Source organism: Pedobacter sp. 10L46_2 (assembly GCF_056395165.1).
In genome coordinates this window covers 1-17,264 of sequence record NZ_JBFTIZ010000144.1, presented here as the reverse complement: position 1 = coordinate 17,264, position 17,264 = coordinate 1, and the positions used below count along the sequence as shown (strand labels likewise).

Annotated in this window: 18 protein-coding genes; 6 read left to right on the top strand and 12 right to left on the bottom strand. The window is 38.2% G+C overall.

Annotated features, from left to right (window positions below):
• A partial coding sequence (locus AC1DDX_RS15995) for a polyprenyl synthetase family protein (RefSeq protein ID WP_477622258.1) occupies nt 1–226 on the bottom strand: 226 nt, incomplete at its 3' end.
• 18 nt (nt 227–244) lie between these two features.
• Nucleotides 245–2,377 (bottom strand): ribonuclease R, encoded by a 2,133-nt coding sequence (rnr, locus tag AC1DDX_RS15990; RefSeq protein ID WP_172663755.1) that lies wholly within the window; start codon nt 2,375–2,377, stop codon nt 245–247.
• 110 nt (nt 2,378–2,487) lie between these two features.
• On the opposite strand from rnr, the gene AC1DDX_RS15985 reads away from it, so the two are divergent.
• The gene (locus AC1DDX_RS15985; protein ID WP_477622257.1) at nt 2,488–3,201 is read left to right on the top strand and encodes a mechanosensitive ion channel domain-containing protein; all 714 of its coding nucleotides are present in this window, start codon (nt 2,488–2,490) and stop codon (nt 3,199–3,201) included.
• A gap of 8 nt (nt 3,202–3,209) precedes the next feature.
• Here the strand turns inward: AC1DDX_RS15985 and AC1DDX_RS15980 are convergent, their stop codons facing one another.
• Nucleotides 3,210–4,925 carry a dipeptide ABC transporter ATP-binding protein gene (locus AC1DDX_RS15980; protein ID WP_172663753.1) on the bottom strand — a complete coding sequence of 572 codons (1,716 nt, stop codon included), beginning with the start codon at nt 4,923–4,925 and terminating at the stop codon, nt 3,210–3,212.
• Nucleotides 4,926–5,019: 94 nt separating this feature from the next.
• Here AC1DDX_RS15980 and AC1DDX_RS15975 point away from each other — a divergent pair, with 94 nt between their 5' ends.
• On the top strand, nt 5,020–6,330 hold the full coding sequence (locus AC1DDX_RS15975) for a nicotinamide mononucleotide adenylyltransferase (protein ID WP_172663752.1): 1,311 nt from the start codon (nt 5,020–5,022) through the stop codon (nt 6,328–6,330).
• Between the two features lie 19 nt (nt 6,331–6,349).
• Here the strand turns inward: AC1DDX_RS15975 and AC1DDX_RS15970 are convergent, their stop codons facing one another.
• Both AC1DDX_RS15970 and AC1DDX_RS15965 read right to left on the bottom strand, forming a co-directional pair.
• Nucleotides 6,350–6,790: a GNAT family N-acetyltransferase gene (locus AC1DDX_RS15970; protein WP_172663751.1), complete on the bottom strand. Its 441-nt coding sequence runs from the start codon at nt 6,788–6,790 to the stop codon at nt 6,350–6,352.
• The gene (locus AC1DDX_RS15965) at nt 6,790–7,281 is read right to left on the bottom strand and encodes a YajQ family cyclic di-GMP-binding protein (protein ID WP_172663750.1); all 492 of its coding nucleotides are present in this window, start codon (nt 7,279–7,281) and stop codon (nt 6,790–6,792) included. Before AC1DDX_RS15965 ends, AC1DDX_RS15970 begins: the two co-directional genes overlap by 1 nt.
• 116 nt (nt 7,282–7,397) lie before the next feature.
• Between AC1DDX_RS15965 and AC1DDX_RS15960 the strand changes: the two genes are divergently transcribed.
• The 3 genes from AC1DDX_RS15960 to AC1DDX_RS15950 all read left to right on the top strand — a co-directional run bounded on the left by AC1DDX_RS15960 (nt 7,398) and on the right by AC1DDX_RS15950 (nt 10,918).
• A complete protein-coding gene (locus AC1DDX_RS15960) occupies nt 7,398–7,880 on the top strand; it encodes a hypothetical protein (protein WP_477622256.1) in 483 nt (160 codons plus the stop codon).
• 100 nt (nt 7,881–7,980) lie between these two features.
• Entirely contained in the window at nt 7,981–10,035 is a 2,055-nt protein-coding gene (ppk1, locus tag AC1DDX_RS15955) for a polyphosphate kinase 1 (protein ID WP_172663748.1), read from the top strand.
• A gap of 4 nt (nt 10,036–10,039) precedes the next feature.
• Nucleotides 10,040–10,918 (top strand): Ppx/GppA phosphatase family protein, encoded by an 879-nt coding sequence (locus tag AC1DDX_RS15950; RefSeq protein ID WP_048904584.1) that lies wholly within the window; start codon nt 10,040–10,042, stop codon nt 10,916–10,918.
• Here AC1DDX_RS15950 and AC1DDX_RS15945 read toward each other — a convergent pair.
• From AC1DDX_RS15945 to AC1DDX_RS15915, 7 genes are all read right to left on the bottom strand, one after another.
• A complete protein-coding gene (locus AC1DDX_RS15945) occupies nt 10,913–11,377 on the bottom strand; it encodes a 4'-phosphopantetheinyl transferase family protein (RefSeq protein ID WP_288880498.1) in 465 nt (154 codons plus the stop codon). The two genes, AC1DDX_RS15950 and AC1DDX_RS15945, sit on opposite strands and share 6 nt — an antisense overlap.
• Complete coding sequence (locus AC1DDX_RS15940; RefSeq protein WP_172663746.1) at nt 11,374–11,628, bottom strand: acyl carrier protein; 255 nt, start codon at nt 11,626–11,628, stop codon at nt 11,374–11,376. Before AC1DDX_RS15940 ends, AC1DDX_RS15945 begins: the two co-directional genes overlap by 4 nt.
• Nucleotide 11,629: 1 nt before the next feature.
• Nucleotides 11,630–12,904, bottom strand: coding sequence for a beta-ketoacyl-[acyl-carrier-protein] synthase family protein (locus AC1DDX_RS15935; protein WP_337715112.1), 1,275 nt, complete (start codon nt 12,902–12,904; stop codon nt 11,630–11,632).
• Entirely contained in the window at nt 12,897–13,343 is a 447-nt protein-coding gene (locus AC1DDX_RS15930) for a 3-hydroxyacyl-ACP dehydratase FabZ family protein (protein ID WP_172663744.1), read from the bottom strand. Before AC1DDX_RS15930 ends, AC1DDX_RS15935 begins: the two co-directional genes overlap by 8 nt.
• A gap of 122 nt (nt 13,344–13,465) precedes the next feature.
• On the bottom strand, nt 13,466–14,518 hold the full coding sequence (locus tag AC1DDX_RS15925) for a type III polyketide synthase (RefSeq protein ID WP_172663743.1): 1,053 nt from the start codon (nt 14,516–14,518) through the stop codon (nt 13,466–13,468).
• Between the two features lie 12 nt (nt 14,519–14,530).
• Nucleotides 14,531–15,262 (bottom strand): methyltransferase domain-containing protein, encoded by a 732-nt coding sequence (locus AC1DDX_RS15920; protein WP_477622255.1) that lies wholly within the window; start codon nt 15,260–15,262, stop codon nt 14,531–14,533.
• Nucleotides 15,263–16,390 carry an NAD(P)/FAD-dependent oxidoreductase gene (locus AC1DDX_RS15915; protein ID WP_337715108.1) on the bottom strand — a complete coding sequence of 376 codons (1,128 nt, stop codon included), beginning with the start codon at nt 16,388–16,390 and terminating at the stop codon, nt 15,263–15,265.
• 146 nt (nt 16,391–16,536) lie between these two features.
• Between AC1DDX_RS15915 and AC1DDX_RS15910 the strand changes: the two genes are divergently transcribed.
• Nucleotides 16,537–17,264, top strand: a 728-nt coding sequence (locus AC1DDX_RS15910) for a Fic family protein (RefSeq protein WP_477622254.1), incomplete at its 3' end; no start/stop codon positions are given.

Here is a 17,264-nt window from a genome sequence, read left to right as displayed (position 1 = left end):
GCGTAAAGTTGTGGAATGTTTCAATTGCCATTGCCGCGGGCAAAGCCTTAAAAATATCGCCACTAAATAAATCTACTGCCATTAATAGCATAGTAGGTCTTACTCTTTTGCCGCCTAAGCTCATAATATAGCTTATGGGCTCATATAAGTTGCCAGGATATGTTGGGTATTGGATTTCGCTTATTGCTTGTTCTACGTGCTTTAATAATTCTGAAGGAGAATGCATTCTTTTGATTGTTGTTGTCTAATCCTGTACTAAAATAAAATCTATTTGACGTTTAGCCAGATCTACTTTCTTTACTTTTACCTTTACCTCGTCGCCCAATTGGTATTTTTTCTTTTTACGCTGGCCCACTATGCAGTAGTTTTTTTCATCGAGTACATAGAAATCATCAGATATATCACGAAGCCTTATCATGCCTTCACATTTGTTTTCAATGATCTCAACATACATTCCCCATTCTGTAACTCCGGAGATGATGCCAAGGAAAGTATTTCCTATGTTTTCTTCCAGATATTCAGCCTGCTTATATTTAATAGAAGCACGCTCTGCATCAGCAGCACGTTTTTCCATTGTTGAGGAATGAGAAGATGCTATTTCATATTCTTCTTCATTTGCAGACTTTTCGTTGTTTAAGTAAGCAGCCAGAAGTCTGTGCACCATAACATCGGGATATCGTCTGATAGGAGAGGTGAAATGGGTATAGTGGTCAAAAGCCAATCCGTAATGACTAGTCTTTTTTGTGGTGTAAACAGCTTTTGCCATAGAGCGGATGGCAAGTTGTGTTAATACATTCTGTTCCTTTTTCCCCTCAACATCTTCCATCAGGTAGTTCAGTGATTTTGCAATCTCCTTATCCGATTTCATATTTATCTTATAACCAAAACGGGCTGCAAAAAGTGCAAAATTACCCAGGTTTTCGAGATTAGGGGAGTCGTGAGAACGATACACAAAAGTATATTTCTGCTTTCCTTTTCCTTTTTTAGCAATGAACTCAGCTACTTTTTTATTGGCAAGTAACATAAAGTCTTCTATAAGCTTATGGGCATCTTTACGTTCTTTAACATACACGCCAATTGGTTTGCCTGTTTCATCAAGTTTAAATTTAACCTCAGTACTTTCAAAACTGATGGCACCATTTTTAAACTTCCTGTCGCGCAAGATATAAGCCAGCTCATTAAGTTTCAGAATTTCATCAGCGTAATCACCTTCTTTATTTTCAATAACTTCCTGAGCCTCTTCATAACTAAAGCGTCTGTTCGAATGGATAACCGTACGGCCGAACCATTCTGTAATGATATTTGCTTTATCATCAAGTTCAAACACTGCTGCAAAGCACAGCTTGTCTTCGTTTGGACGTAGGGAGCATACACCATTACTTAAACGTTCTGGAAGCATAGGAATCACCCGATCTACCAGGTAAACTGAGGTAGCTCTTGAATAAGCTTCTTTATCGAGATGACTATTAGGGATAACATAATGAGACACATCAGCAATGTGTACACCTATCTCATAATTTCCATTTGGTAATGTTTTAAAAGATATGGCGTCATCAAAATCCTTGGCATCGGCCGGGTCAATGGTAAATGTAACTGTTTCTCTAAAGTCCTTGCGTCCTTTTAAGTCGGCAGCAGTAATTTCTTCAGGTATCGCATTTGCTTCATTTTCAACCTCAGGCGGAAATACCAAAGGAAATCCAAACTGAGCCAGGATGGCGTTCATTTCAGTGTTATTCTCGCCCTGCTCGCCAAGTATAGTTGTTATTCTTCCAATTGGATTCTTAACGCCTTCTGGCCAATCAGTAATGCTAACCTGTACTTTTTGTCCATTTTTAGCTCCGTTTAGGTCGCTTAAAGGAACAAATATATCATGGAGCATTTTACGATCGTCAATATTTACAAAAGCAAAACGATCAGAGATCTTTATCACTCCAATGAAATCAGTTTTTGCACGGGTAATGATCTCAACTACTTCGCCTTCATTTTTACGGCCACTTTTTTTAGCGTAGATGTAGACTTTTACGGTATCACCATTTAGTGCATTATGAAGTTTGCGTGCTGATACAAAAATGTCTTTTTCAAACTCATCTTCCGGAACTACAAATGCAGAGCCATCAGCGGTCATGTCTACTTTACCGATAACGAAAGTTTTCAAATCCTTTAAGCGGAATTTCCCCTTTTCTGGTTCTAAAAAAACACCCTTTCTCGATTGTTCTTTAAGTACCTCAAGAATTGTTTCTCTTGCTTCAGGATCTGTTATATTTAATTTAGCTGAAACCTGTTTGTAGTTCAGTGCCTCATTGCTGTTTTTTTCCAATACATCACTAATCAATTGTATTAAAACAAGTTCTAAGTGCGATGTTTTCTTTTTTGCCATAATAAAAATATGAATCACCCGAAGGTAACAATTTGAAGCGATAGATTGTTGTATTTTGTACCTTTGCTTAGGCAGAGTAATTTTAAACTTATTGTTATTTAAAGTATAAAATGATAGAAGACAGAGAAAGAAAAACCGGCAAGGAATTGCTGATGATCCTGATAAAGGCATTGATTTATTCGCTGTTGGTTTATTTTTATATCAACAAGCCGCAAATCTATGTTGAGTACCCACGTTTGGCAAGAATAACGAGTGGCTTTATGATCTTTCTGGGACCAAGTCTGGCAATCTCTATCATCAGATGGGTGGTTATTTATTGGTACATCAAAAAACATAAGTTTAAGAGCAACATTAAGGATAATTACAGGCTTTCATTAGGAGATCATATTAAGGTAGGGGATCATGAGGGTAAAATATTGGATATTACACTCATCAATATGATTTTGCAAAACGAAGATAGTGATATGGTAATTATCCCCAATTCGCTGGCTTTTAGCTCTGTTATTGTAAATCAGTCCAAACAAAATACCAAAAAGCTAAGTATCGAGTTCGAAATGTCACTGGCAAATGGTTATACTCCTGAATTTATAGAAAATCAATTAAATAAGGTTATTGAAAATTATGCCGACAATGTGATGCCCGGAGGCCTCACCGTTAAAACCATAGCCATCAATAAAGACGTTGTTATCTTTAAAGCAATGATCTTATTGAAAAGATACGATAAGGTTAAAGAAAGGGAGATCAGGAGAGCAATAAATACTACGTTGATCAGATTATCGGCCGTTCTGAAAACCGATAAACAAACAACGCCTACAACCCTCTAATTAAACAATCAAATTAAGGATTTAGCACCCGGAATTGCTGTTATTAATTTGCGTGTGTATTCAGCTTGTGGATTGTTATAGATATCATCAGGATATCCTTGTTCCTCAATTTTTCCTTTATTCATCACAATCATCCGATCAGAAATGTGTTTTACAACTGCAAGATCGTGAGAGATAAAAATATAGGTAAGTCCAAATTCCTGCTGCAACTGGCGCAACAGATTCAATACCTGGGCCTGTACAGAAACATCCAGTGCAGATACCGATTCATCGCAAATAATAAATCGCGGTTGTAAGGCAAGTGCTCTGGCAATTACAATACGTTGGCGCTGACCGCCCGAAAACTCATGTGGATATCTGTTGAAATGTTCGGCTTTCAGATCAACACGTTCAAGTAGATTTAATATATGAGCCTTTCTTTTGGTGTCATTATCTAATACCTCATGTACCTGTAAAGGTTCCATTAAAGCATTGCCTATGGTAAGTCTTGGATTTAAAGAAGAGTATGGATCCTGAAAAATTATTTGTACATCTTTTCTCAATCCACGCAGGTCTCTTCTGTTAAGAGAGGTGATGTTGTTGCCATCAAAAATGATCTGTCCTGAGGTAGGCTCAACCAGCCTTAAGATACTACGGCCTAAGGTAGTTTTTCCACAGCCCGATTCACCTACAAGTCCAAGCGTTTCACCAGGAAAAACATCGAAGTTAATATGGTCAACTGCCTTTACATAATCAGTGGTTTTGCCAAACAAACCATTCCTTATGGGATACCAGGTACACAGGTCTTTAACCTCCAATAGCGGTTTTTGACCATATAGCTGAGCCCTTCTCTGTTCGATTTCAGAATCAGTATAACTATTTTGTGCCATTAGATGTGCAATCGCCTGATCCGAGTCTTCATTTAAAAAGTCGGCCACAACGGGTAACTTTTTTAGTAACCTATTCGGTGCAGGTCTGCAGGCAAGCAAACCTTTAGTATACGGATGTTGTGGGTGATGAAAAATCTGATCTGCCGATCCCTGTTCAACAATTTCACCCTTATACATAACGGCCACTTCATCTGCGATTTCGCTAATTACGGCCAGGTCATGAGATATGAATATCATGGCCATATCACGTTCCTGTTTAAGCTTTAGTAATAACTCCAGGATCGTTTTTTGAACCGTTACATCAAGAGCGGTTGTAGGTTCGTCTGCTATTAAAAGTTCCGGATTACAGCTAAGCGCCATGGCAATCATAACTCTTTGCTTTTGTCCTCCGGAAAGTTGATGGGGATAACTGTCAAATATATGTTCCGGACGCGGAAGCTGAACTTCCTTAAAAAGAGCTATGGTTTTGTTTTTTGCCGTATACTTATCAAGCTTTTGATGTAGTATAATCGCTTCTTCGACCTGGGCTCCGCAAGTAAAAACCGGATTTAAAGAAGTCATGGGCTCCTGAAAAATCATGGCAATTTTATTGCCTCTGTAGTCTCTGATTTCTTCGGGTGTTAAATTTAGCAGATCAATGTTGTCAAATTCCACTTCACCTCCAATCATTGTGCTTTGCGGATCATGGAGTCTCATAATAGAGAAGGAAGTTACAGATTTTCCTGATCCGGACTCTCCAACAATACCAAGTACTTTACCCTTGTCAATGGAGAAACTCACATTGTTAACTGCTTTAAGCCAGGATTTATCCTCTTTGTTTAGGAATTGTATGTCGAGGTTTTTAACGTTCAGCATCGATTTTACGGAACAAATTTTCTGTATGAAAATAATTGGCATCAATATAGGGATTTTATCGTCTAAATCCATCTGATTGTGTTATTTTTGCAAAATGGAAAGAGAAATCCTTGATACTAAGCGTAAAGCTTTAAAGATTAACTTAAACCCTAAAATTTACGGAACATTTGCAGAGATAGGTGCTGGACAGGAAGTGGCCCGTAATTTCTTCACCGCAGGTGCCGCGTCGGGTACGGTTGCAAAAACAATGTCGGCATACGACATGACATTTAGTGATGCAATTTATGGTGTTGAAGAGTCTGGCAGATATGTGAGCAAATCCAGACTATTGAAAATGTTAAACCATGAATTTGGTTTATTAACTGAAAGATTGAGCGGCGAAAAGTATGATGACAGAACTTTTTTCGCTTTTGCAGATACAGTAACTACACTTAACTACAACAAATCTAATGACCCGCATGGTTGGATAGGACTTCGCTTTCAATCAGAGCCAGGAGGGGAGCCCAACGAAATATTTTTTCATGTTCGTTTGCTTGATACTGATGCCGCTTTACAGCAAAACGTTTTGGGTATAATTGGTGTTAACCTTGTTTACGCAGCATTTTATTACAATCAGGACCGCAGGGCAATGATAGAGTCATTGGCAGATAATTTAACTGTTGGATCAGTCGAAATAGATCTTATTTCTGTGAACGGGCCAGTATTTAAAGGTGCGGATAACATCTTGTTAAATCTATATCTGATCGTTAAGGACTTCTCCGATGCAGCTATTTTTGACGCTCAGGGTCAGCCTTGTTTGCCTAAAGATTTGCTGTATAAAAAAGATATCATGATTCTGCGTACAAAGTATGCGCAAAAATCTCATCCAAATTTTAGCATGCTCAACAAAGCTGTTGATCAGTTTGTAAAGACAGAAAATGTAAAGGAAGACAACCTGAGTGTTCTTATAGAGGTATTGATGTCTAACTTATTGTCGACCGGCGATGACTTGCATGAAGTAGATTTGAGGGCCGTTGCAAAAAGAGCAGAAGAGATGTGTAAAACCGGAAATAAGGTAATCGTATCAAACTTTTCCAGACACAATAAACTAGCTAAATACCTGGATCGATGCAGGCCAAAAAGTGTAGGTATATCTACCAATATCAATAACCTGAAATTTGTATTTAACTCAAATAACTTTGGCGAAGATTACAGCAGCCTGTTGCTAAGTTATGTGAGCGATATGTTTAGCAAAAATGTAAAACTTTTTGCCTATCCATTCCTTGATAAGAAAACAAATGAAGTAGTTACTTCGGCAAATATGCCGGTAACTCCCGATGCCAAACCTTTGTTCGATTTTCTGATCCTAAATGGATATATTACAGATATTCAGGATTATAGCGACGATGATGTAAAAACAGTTTAAAAATTGTTTTTACAAAATATTACAAGTCTTTATAAGGGTTTTTAATTGCTATTCCCATTAGCCTGTCGGGATGTTCAATGGGTTTAAAACCGAATTGAGCATATAAGCCATGGGCATCCTGGGTTGCCAGCATATATCTTCTTAATCCCTGAAGGTCTTTATGGAAAAGCATTAGCGACATCAGCTTTTTTGATAAGCCTTGTCCTCTATATATTTCTTCAACATAAACATCAGCAAGGTATGCAAAAGTAGCCTTGTCTGTGATCCATCTGGCAAAGCCAATTTGTTTAGTGTCTTTGTAAATTCCAAAGCACAATGAGTTTTCTATGGATCTTTCAACAATGTCTAACGGAATATTCTCTGCCCAGTAAGATTGGGTGCTCAGATAATGATGAATAGCAATAGGATCTATTTTATTCTTATCATCTGAAAAGATAAAACCATGATCTTCAATTTCCATTAGTTCCTCATGTTTATGAATTGCAAAGGTTGTCCGAAATCCTCTTTTCTGCAAAGTGAAATCACAGCTTGCAGGTCATCAATGCTTTTGCTTTGTACACGAACCTGATCATCCATCATAGATGGCTGTACCTTTAGTCCGCTTGCTTTTATTTTTGCGACTATCTTCTTTGCAGTCTCTTTGTCTATGCCTTCCTTAACCGTAATTTCTTTACGGATCATGTTGCCTGATGCATATTGTTCTTTACCAAAATCCAGACTCTTAGCATCAAGATTCTGCTTTACCATCCTGGAAATAATAGCATCTTCAATTGCTTTTAAGCGCATATCATCCTCCGTAACTATGGTAATTACATTGGTTTTTTTATCGTGGTCAATGGTGCTTTTTGAAGTGCTGAAATCATAACGGTTAAGGATTTCCTTTTTTGCGTTGTTCATCGCATTATCAAATGTTTGAGCATCTACTTTGCTTACAATATCGAAAGTGGGCATGATTATAGCTTTATAGTAAAAAATATATTAGATTTAAGTAAATATTGATTTCTCTGTACAAAAAAACGAAATTATTATGAACCATTCATAAGCTGTTAAACTAAAACTTATAACATATGAAAACCAATAACTCAAAGGTGCAAAAAAAAGACTCAAAAAAGGCGGTTAAAAAAGAATTAGAAAAAAGTTTAAGAGAGAAATTTCTGGAAGCGGTAAAACATCTGGGAGCAACTTCATCAAAAGAACCTATAGGCAAAAAGGTTGAAGAAGTAAAGAAAAGTACAGTTAAAGGAGCTAAAACTGCAAAAAAAGTAGTCAAAAAAGCGGTTGCAAAAGCAAGGCCAGTGGCCCAAAGTGTTAAAGTAGCTGCAATTGCAACAGAAGAAAAAGCAGCTAAAGCAATCTCTAAATCAGTAGAAGGTACTGTTGCTAAAGTAGCGGAAAAAACTGTACCAAAACCTGTTGCTAAAGCAGTAGCTAAAACTGCAGCTAAACCCGTAACTAAGGCGGCACCCGCAAAACCTGCTGCAAGTAAGACTCCTGTTAAAAAAGCCACAAAGCCTGCTGCACCAAAAACACCGCCCCAAAAGACTAAATAAGGCCGGTTAGATTAAGAGTTAAGTTTAAACCTATTAATTGAGTAATAATTAACAATTACTTAACAATAGAATTTGCAGTTTTGAGGACCAATAATATTTAATGAAAAAAAAGGCGCCGTTTCTAAACAGAGAGATCAGTTGGTTGTATTTTAACGAACGGGTTTTGCAAGAAGCTGCCGATGAAACCGTACCGCTCATAGAACGGATCAAGTTTTTATCTATCTTCTCGTCGAACCTTGAGGAATTTTATCGGGTAAGGGTAGCCACATTAAGCCGGTTATCTAACCTAAATGATAAGGCCAAAGCATTATTGGGCTTTAACCCTAAAAAGATTTTAAACGAGATAAAGAACATTGTTGTAAAGCAGGAGCGTAAGTTTGAGCAGCTTTTTCAGGCAACACTAATAAATGAATTAGCACAGAACAGGATCTTTATTTTAAACGAAACGCAACTTAACGTTGCACGTGGAGAATTTGTTCGCAACCATTTCAGAGACAGAATACTTTCAACTCTTGTTCCTATTATGATTGATCTGGATAAGCCCTTTCCGGAACTTAAAGATCGATATTTATATTTCTTTGTTCGGCTTTCAAAAAAAACATCAAAGAAAAGCGAGAAGTATGCACTAATAGAGCTGCCTCCGGATTTGCCAAGGTTCCTTGTTCTGCCTGAAACAAATGGACTTAAATTTATCATCCTGGCCGAGGATATAATTAAGTACTGTTTAGATGATATCTTCTATGTTTTTAATTATGATGTTATAGATGCATATTCTATTCAGCTCACCAGAGATGCGGAGCTGGATATAGATAAAAACATCAATGATAAATTTGTTGAAGACCTGAAAACCAGTCTGGATAAACGTAAAAAGGGTAAACCAATGCGCCTTCTTTACGATACTGAGATGCCGTTTGAGATGCTTACGGTTTTGATTTCTAAACTTAAGATAGAGGCCGAAAGTTTAATTCCCGGAAACAGATATCATAAATTCGGAGATTTTATTGCCTTTCCAAACGTAGGTTCTAAAGACCTGGAATATGCAAAAAATGCACCTTTGAAAGTAGCGGGTCTACACCGTACCGAAAGCATCTTTAATAAACTAAGCGAACGTGATTATCTGATCAATTTACCTTATCAGTCCTACGATTATATCATTCTGTTTTTACGTGAGGCCGCAATTGATCCTAAGGTAACAGAAATCAATATTACACTGTACCGATTGGCAGAAAACTCCAGAGTTGTAAATGCCCTGATAAATGCAGCTAAAAATGGTAAAAAGGTTCATTGCCTGGTTGAATTAAAAGCCAGGTTTGATGAGCAGGCAAACATATTCTGGACAAGCAAATTAGAAGAGGAAGGTGTACATGTTAATTACGGCTTAACGGATTATAAAGTGCACTCAAAAATCTGTCTGGTTAAAAGAATGGAGAAGGGGCGAGCCGTTTACTACGCCAATCTTGCTACCGGTAATTTTAACGAGAAAACAGCTAAGCTCTATTGCGATCACAGTATTTTTACCGCTAAAAAAGAAATTACACAGGATTTGCTTAAGCTTTTTAATGCCTTGAACAAGAGGATGGTCATAAAAGGATTTAAGCACCTGATCGTATCGCCACTCGAATCCAGAACCAAGATATATGGTTTGATAGATAGAGAGATTAAGTTTGCAAAGCAAGGCAAAACAGCCTACCTAATCTTAAAGGTAAATAGCCTTGCGGACGAAGGGATCGTAGAGAAACTTTACGAGGCGAGTAATGCAGGGGTAATTGTTAAACTTATTGTTCGCGGCATTTGCACGCTTGTTCCGGGCATAGAAGGCTTTAGTGAAAACATCACTGTTATAAGCATCATCGATAAGTTTCTGGAGCATGCCAGGGTATTCATATTTGGCAATAATAATAAAGAGGAAATGTTTCTTTCGTCTGCAGATCTGATGAGCAGGAACTTTGAACATAGGGTAGAAGTGGGCTTCCCGGTTTTAGATGAAGAAGTGCGACAGGAAATAAGAGATATCATTGAGTTTCAACTACAAGATAATGTAAAGGCCCGGGATATTACTCGCTTAAACAACAACAAATACCATAAAAACAGACTCACAACAAAAGTTAGGGCGCAGGTGCAAACCTATAATTACTTAAAAAATAAACACCAATAGAGCAATGTTAAGATACGCTGCAATAGATATAGGGTCAAACGCTGTAAGGTTACTGATAGCTGATATCTCAAAAACAGAAAAAGGCTATAGTTATAAAAAGAATACCCTGGTAAGGGTACCATTAAGGCTGGGAGATGATGCGTTTCTAGATCACAGGTTATCAGATCGTAAAGTAGAAGACCTTGTTAAAACAATGAGTGCTTTTAAAAATCTGATGGATGTTTATCACGTTTCAGAATATCTTGCTTGTGCTACATCTGCAATGCGCGAAGCGGAGAACGGAGCTGAGGTGATAAAAAGGATTAAAGAAGTTGCCGATCTTGATCTGGAAATTATTGAAGGCCAGCGAGAAGCAAACATCATTTACGCTAACCATATCGAAGAAAACCTGGATGCTAAAAAGAGCTATCTGTATATAGACGTAGGTGGAGGTAGTACTGAACTTTCGGTTTTTGTAAACAAAGAGCCGGTAGCGTCTAAATCTTTCGATATAGGTACTATCCGAATCCTCGACAACCAGGACAAGGACGAGACCTGGGAAGATATGCGGCTGTGGGTCAAAGAGAATACAAAAAACCTTAAAAATGTGGCAGGTATTGGAACTGGTGGAAACATCAATAAGTTGTTCAGAATGTCGGACGAAAAGGACGGGATGCCACTATCATTCCTGAAATTAAAAGGATTGTACAACCAACTGAACGGACATTCTTTAAAGGAAAGGATTAGCGTGTTTGGTCTTAATCCGGATAGGGCCGACGTAATTATTCCAGCCTGTGAAATCTACATTACTTTAATGAAGTGGACAGGCATTAAACAGATCTACGTACCTAAAGTTGGATTGGTAGATGGAATAATTAACCTGCTGATAGAAGAGAATTTATAAATAAACTAAGGCAAGGTATGCACCATGGTGACTTACCGATGCCGGTTTAGTTTTTTTGTAATCAAACAGTGCATGGTCGGTTATCTTAATTTCAACCTTTCCCAGTTCTTCCAGTTTTGTTGAGGCTATAGTGTGAATGTAATGCTCATCAAAATAGCTTTCAGTATAGTATAGCTCATTCTCATAAGAAACATTTCCGGTGGCTGTATCGTTGTGAATGATCAGGTTGCTGCATTGAAGTTTAAGCGGGGCAAACTCACGGAGTTTAGCCTCCCTTGAATATATTTTATAGGCCGATTCTTTCATACTCCATAGCAACCATATGATCATAGAAGGATGAATGCCGGAGGTGATCATAAATTGCTCCTCAGAGTTAAAGATCTTATCCAGATAACCCTTCCGTTTCCAGTTACTATCTATCGCGGCCTGTACAAGATCTACTATATCGTTGCCTATCATTTTGTTTTCAGTTTATCCTCAATGATTTCCATTGCAGCACTTACATTTAGCATTCGTTCCATCGATAGGTTGTCAATCTCGATATCAAACTCCTCTTCAACATCTAAAATTACATCAACCAGGTTTGCAGAATTGATCTTCAGGTCTTTAATGAAATCAGTGGTTTCATTTATTGAGGCTACTGCATCTTTATCTTGTGCATAGGTAGCAATAATAGGCGTAAGCCTCGCTATTAATTCTGCTCTGTCCATATTATTTAACGTATTTTTTTAAGATAATACAAGCATTTACATCTCCAAATCCAAAGCTTGCTTTAGCCACAATATTAACATTTGTGTTCAACAATTGTTGCGGAATTCTATTGAAATCTATCGCGTCGCTAATCTCTGGATTTAGATCTTCACAATTGATATTCGGGAATATAAAATCATGATGCAATTGTAAAATTGAAGCGACACATTCAATGCTTCCGGCGGCACTTAGGCAATGGCCGATTGTAGATTTTAAAGAGTTGATATAGGGGAAATCTGAACCTTTTCTATTCAAGGCGATACTCCAGTTCTGGATTTCTGTGGCGTCTTTAGAGGTTGCTGTAAGATGCCCGTTAATGGCATCTACTTCGCTGGCTTTAATGCCTGCATTTTGCAAGGCTCCTTTTATGCAGCGTTGAACAGCAATGCTATTTGGAGCTGTCATTGTTCCGGTGCCTCTTTGTCCGCCTGAATTGATATGGCCTCCTATTATTTCCCCATAAATTGTTGCATTTCGCTTTAGGGCACTATCCAGCGATTCCAAAACCATCGCTCCTGCACCGCTTCCAGGCACAAAGCCGCTTGCACTGGCACTCATTGGTCGCGATCCTTGTTCTGGAGACGAGTTGTGTTTGTAAGTGCAAACTTTCATTGCATCAAATCCGGCCCATATATAAGGCCCGCTGTCGCTTGTGCTGCCAGCGAGCATCTTTGTCGCCTGCCCGGTTTTAATTCGCTCATAAGCCATTAAAATGCTTTCTGCGCCGGTAATGCAGGCCGATGAGTTTGTGGTTGTCTGATTTCCCAATCCAAGCTTGCCGCCCAGGTAAGCGCTGATTCCGCTAGCCATCGTTTGCACCACTACAGTGCTGCCAAGTTTCCTGAGTTGCAGGTCATCAACTTTATAGATAGACTCTCTGAATTTATCAATACCCGAAGTGCCGGTTCCAAATATTGTTCCGCAGTCCCAATCAGGTTCATCACCTTCAGTAATGGTTAAGCCTGCATCTTTCCAGGCATCCATACCGGCAATAACGCCATACAGGATGCCTGTACTGTTAAAATTCCTTAGTTCTAAGGCTGTAAAATATTGCGCAATAAAATCATCAGACAGTTCAGGTTTACCAGCTATCTGACAAGAAAACTGCAGTTGTTCTAACTGAGGATCGTGTTTAATACCCGAAGTACCGTTTTTTATGGCATCGGTAAATGCAGTTAAGCCAACTCCATTTGGGGCAACAACACCTAATCCTGTTACAACAACTCTGTTATCCATTCATTTTATTGGTTACCATTCCGGCTATTGTGCCTTTGCATACCACTTCATGCTGATCATTTAGCATTTGTACAGTACAGTTTAGTTTTTTAAAGCGGAAATACACCTTTTCTGCAACAACCTTTACTTTTTCTCCCGGGAATACCGGTTTCATAAAATCAATAGCAGTAGAAGTTAGCATTACATGTCCCGGTACACCACCTTCAGCACTTCCTGTAAGGTATATCCCCAAACAAACCAAACCAATTTGAGCCATTGTTTCAGTTAAAATTACACCGGGTGTAACCGGATGATCTTTAAAGTGACCTTTGTAAAAGTCAAGATCTTTATCAAATGTGAAAGTTCCGCTTGATCCGTTTTCATCAATATGAAGTATTTCATCTACAAATAAAAACGGTTTGGAGTAAGGCAAGTGGGCCAAAATTTCTTCTTTATTCATGTTATGTTTATATCTTTTTTATTTTCGTCTTGTCATCTCGAACGCAGAGAGATCTCTTGTTTATGATTGCGATTTCAAGAGAGATCTCTCTGCGTTCGAGATGACGCAAAACTAACTTTAAATCACCATTTCAACAATATTCTTTGCGCAGAAAACCCCGGGCCAAAGCTTAACATCAGCCCCAAATCTCCGGCCTTTTGCTCACCCTCTATAAAGCGTTCTAAAACGTACATAACCGTGGCGCTCGACATATTTCCAAACAATCTTAAAACCGCTTTAGTATCTTCTATATTCTTATCTAATTTACCAAATAAGTCATCAACAAGCTGAACAATTTTTTTTCCCCCCGGATGAAAGATCAGATGATCGATATCATCTATCGTTAACTCGTGTTTCGCTAAAAACGGATGGATTATATCAGGGAAATGACTTTCTATCGTATCAGGCACTGCAACATCCAAAACCATTTGCAAACCACTGTTTACCAGTTTAAAACCCATCATCTGTTCTGCATTGTAGAAGTGATACATTTCATCCGCAATAATTTCCGGACCCTCATCATCAGAATGAGATGACAGTAACGCACAAGCCACGCCATCACCAAAAATTGCCGCGCTAACAATGTTGGCCATAGAAAAATCATTTACCTGAAATGTTGCTGTAGGCGATTCGTATGCCACAACAGCAGCCCGTTTCCCAGGATTGGCTTTCAGAAAATTATTGGCGTATATCATGCCCGAAACACCAGCCGCACATCCCATTTCCGTAACCGGTAAGCGAACGATATCTTGTTTCAGATTTAAGGTATTGATGAGGTATGCATCTAACGAAGGAATCATGATACCCGTGCAGCTCACTGTAATTATATAATCCAGATCTTCAGGTAACCATGTCGCTTTTTTCAAAGCTTTTTTTAAGCATTCGGTAGCAAGGTTTATGCCCTCTCTTACATAAATGTTATTCCTTTCTTCAAAAGTCAGGTTGCTGAATACTTCTTCAGGCGACATGATTGAATAGCGCTGGTCAACGCCTGCGTTTTCAAATATCTTTTTTACTTTTCTAATGAAACGTTCATCTTGTCCGCTTAACCAAGAATCTAAAAAAGGTATAATTTCTTCAGTTTTTCTTGAATACCGGGGCAGCAGCTTAGCAATGGTTTTGATCTTTACGCTCATAAATGGTTTTTGTTAATTGGAAGTTGGAATTATCCATTGATAACGAAATGCCCATTTCCATTTTACCGTATATTTTTTAAAGTCCAGTTCCCTGGAATAAGATTGGAGGTCGGCCTTTTTAAAACCCCTAAGTATCGAAACCAATCCATCATCTTTAGACATTTTATTGAGCCTGAAAACAAAGCATATCGCCAAAAACAGGTAATAAGCAATAGCACTTCTATGTAAATCGTTAACCACAATACCCATCTCTGCCTGATTTCTAAAACCGTTCATCAGTTTCAGTATTTCCGAATCTTTGAAATGGTGAAGGGTTAATGTACAAAGGATAACATCGTAAGAGCTTTGTTGTTCAATTTCATTGAAAATATCTGTACATACGTAGCTAATGTTTGGGTAGTTTTTGGATAACTGCTGCGCATAGCCAATGGTATAATTGTTGGCATCAATTCCAATTAGTTTAAACTTTAAATTATTTTTAGCAGCATAATCTGCAAGGGTTCTCAGCATATCACCATTCCCACAACCTACATCTAAAATGCTAATCTCTTTTGCGGTATTATTGCTAAAAGTCCCGGTGTTTTTTATTAAGGTTGTTACGCCCTGCAAGGTTACTTTGTTTCCGCCCAGCAACCTGTTTATGCTTGCAATTTTGTCTAAAGCGTCTCTTATTATTTCTCCTTCCATAGAGAAATTATCCATTATTTCAGGTGCTTCGCTTCTTCGACTGGTGTTTACAAGCATTTAAATAATTGGTTTTCCGTGAGTCTTTTTAATAATTTGAGGTAATATAGAAGGGAATTTAATCAATAGATTTAACAATGGAGCGAAGAGTTTTCCTTTTCTTATAATCCCCGACAGAAGTTTCCCCACGGTCAGTCTATTTTTGAAATTCAGGTTCCATACTTTTTCATATTTTTCTTCTAATAGATTTCTTGATGAGATATTGCCATTCAAAAATTGAATGGTTAATTCTGCACAAAGTTTGGCGCTGTGGATGGCCATCGCCATTCCGTTTCCACACAAAGGATGGATTAAACCTGCGGTATCTCCAACCATTAAAATATGGTTATAAACAGACTCTTTTTTCTCGAAAGAAATCTGACTTATGGTTAGCGGTTGATCAAATAATGGAATGCAGTTTTCAAATACTTCTTTTAAATGAGGGTTTTTGTAAAGTACTTGTTTTTGAAAATCTGTAATGTTTTTATGCGCTTTAAAGCTTTGGTAATCTGTTAGGTAACAGATGTTAATGCGGTCGTTTTCAACTTTAGAAACGCCACAATACCCTCCTTTAAAATTATGAAGTGCAACCAGATCATCCGGAAAATCGCCCTTGTAGTGTGCTTTTACTGCGAGCCACGGCGATTTTTTTTGAATAAATCCCCGTTCCATTTTTTGATCTAATGATGATCTTTTTCCAAAAGCGCCAATTGCAATTTTTGCGTTAAGCAAACCAGTTTTGGCTGTGCTAATGCTAAATACATCATCCTTGAAATCAATAGCGGTTACAGTATCATTTATGAAAGTGCATCCATTTTGCAACGCCTTTTGGTAAAGAAAATGATCAAGTGCAAAGCGGCTAATTCCAAAACCGCCGAGCGGCAATTCTGTGTTTATTGTTTTGCCATTGGCAGAAGAAATAGACAATCGGGTAATTTCTGTTGGATTTAGCCCGGCCGGGTCAGCATCAAGCCATTTCAAATACGGAATAACCTCATTTGAAATGTATTCGCCGCAAACCCTATGCTGCGGGTAATGGTTTTTTTCTACTAGGGTAACGCCAAATCCGGACTTTAGTAAATGTATTGCACAGGTTAATCCAGCTAAGCCACCACCAACTATAATTATGTCATTTTTTTCTGATTTCACAGCAGGTAACGAACTTAGTGATTACATAACAGTATAAAACTCGTTATTGTTCGTTAAAAGTCATAGTGAATTTATGAGCCGATTATTTTTACTAATCGGCTCATAAATTCACTATATTTGAGCCGATTAGTAAAAATAATTGGCTCATGAAATATAATTGGGAACTACCGGAGTGGCCAGATTTTAAGATTCAGCTTAATAAAAGCGAGGCTATGTTATACGCCTTTACACTGGAAACAGGTGAAGTGAACGGCATATTACAAACTTTGCCACCAGACATTCAGCAAGAAGCATTGTTGCAGATTATGATATCAGAAGCGGTGAAGACTTCTGAAATTGAAGGCGAGTTTTTAAGCCGACAGGAAATTATGTCCTCCATTCGTAATAATCTTGGACTTAATATTCCATCTGATGTTGTGCACGACAGAAGAGCATCAGGGATTGGCGAACTTATGATTGATGTTCGAAATTCATTTAAAGAACCACTTACTCAAAAAAAAATATGGGAGTGGCATAAAGCCCTTTTGGGTTCATCAAATAGAATAAGAATTGGAGCATGGAGAAAAGGTGACGAACCAATGCAGGTTATATCTGGTAGAATTGGAAGTGAAACGGTTCATTTTGAAGCTCCGCCTTCAAGTCGGGTGCCAGCAGAAATGGAGCATTTTATAGAATGGTTTAATCAAACAGCTCCCGGAGGATCTCGGGAAATTAACAGTGCGCCCGTTAGATCTGCAATTGCCCATTTGTATTTTGAATCAATACACCCACTTGAAGATGGAAATGGGAGAATAGGAAGAGCAATTGCCGAGAAAGCACTTTCTCAAACTCTTGGAAGGCCGGTTTTACTTAGTCTCTCTGAAGCGATTGAGAT

Bases quoted from the DNA above. Each gene is read 5' to 3' on its own strand.
- ppk1 (WP_172663748.1), top strand. From the start codon at position 7,981: ATGAAAAAAAAGGCGCCGTTTCTAAACAGAGAGATCAGTTGGTTGTAT.
- AC1DDX_RS15980 (WP_172663753.1), bottom strand. From the start codon at position 4,925: ATGCTGAACGTTAAAAACCTCGACATACAATTCCTAAACAAAGAGGAT.
- AC1DDX_RS15930 (WP_172663744.1), bottom strand. From the start codon at position 13,343: ATGAATAAAGAAGAAATTTTGGCCCACTTGCCTTACTCCAAACCGTTT.
- AC1DDX_RS15945 (WP_288880498.1), bottom strand. From the start codon at position 11,377: ATGATAGGCAACGATATAGTAGATCTTGTACAGGCCGCGATAGATAGT.
- AC1DDX_RS15925 (WP_172663743.1), bottom strand. From the start codon at position 14,518: ATGAGCGTAAAGATCAAAACCATTGCTAAGCTGCTGCCCCGGTATTCA.
- AC1DDX_RS15970 (WP_172663751.1), bottom strand. From the start codon at position 6,790: ATGGAAATTGAAGATCATGGTTTTATCTTTTCAGATGATAAGAATAAA.
- AC1DDX_RS15920 (WP_477622255.1), bottom strand. From the start codon at position 15,262: ATGCTTGTAAACACCAGTCGAAGAAGCGAAGCACCTGAAATAATGGAT.
- AC1DDX_RS15965 (WP_172663750.1), bottom strand. From the start codon at position 7,281: ATGCCCACTTTCGATATTGTAAGCAAAGTAGATGCTCAAACATTTGAT.
- AC1DDX_RS15940 (WP_172663746.1), bottom strand. From the start codon at position 11,628: ATGGACAGAGCAGAATTAATAGCGAGGCTTACGCCTATTATTGCTACC.
- AC1DDX_RS15950 (WP_048904584.1), top strand. From the start codon at position 10,040: ATGTTAAGATACGCTGCAATAGATATAGGGTCAAACGCTGTAAGGTTA.
- AC1DDX_RS15975 (WP_172663752.1), top strand. From the start codon at position 5,020: ATGGAAAGAGAAATCCTTGATACTAAGCGTAAAGCTTTAAAGATTAAC.
- AC1DDX_RS15985 (WP_477622257.1), top strand. From the start codon at position 2,488: ATGATAGAAGACAGAGAAAGAAAAACCGGCAAGGAATTGCTGATGATC.
- AC1DDX_RS15960 (WP_477622256.1), top strand. From the start codon at position 7,398: ATGAAAACCAATAACTCAAAGGTGCAAAAAAAAGACTCAAAAAAGGCG.
- rnr (WP_172663755.1), bottom strand. From the start codon at position 2,377: ATGGCAAAAAAGAAAACATCGCACTTAGAACTTGTTTTAATACAATTG.
- AC1DDX_RS15935 (WP_337715112.1), bottom strand. From the start codon at position 12,904: ATGGATAACAGAGTTGTTGTAACAGGATTAGGTGTTGTTGCCCCAAAT.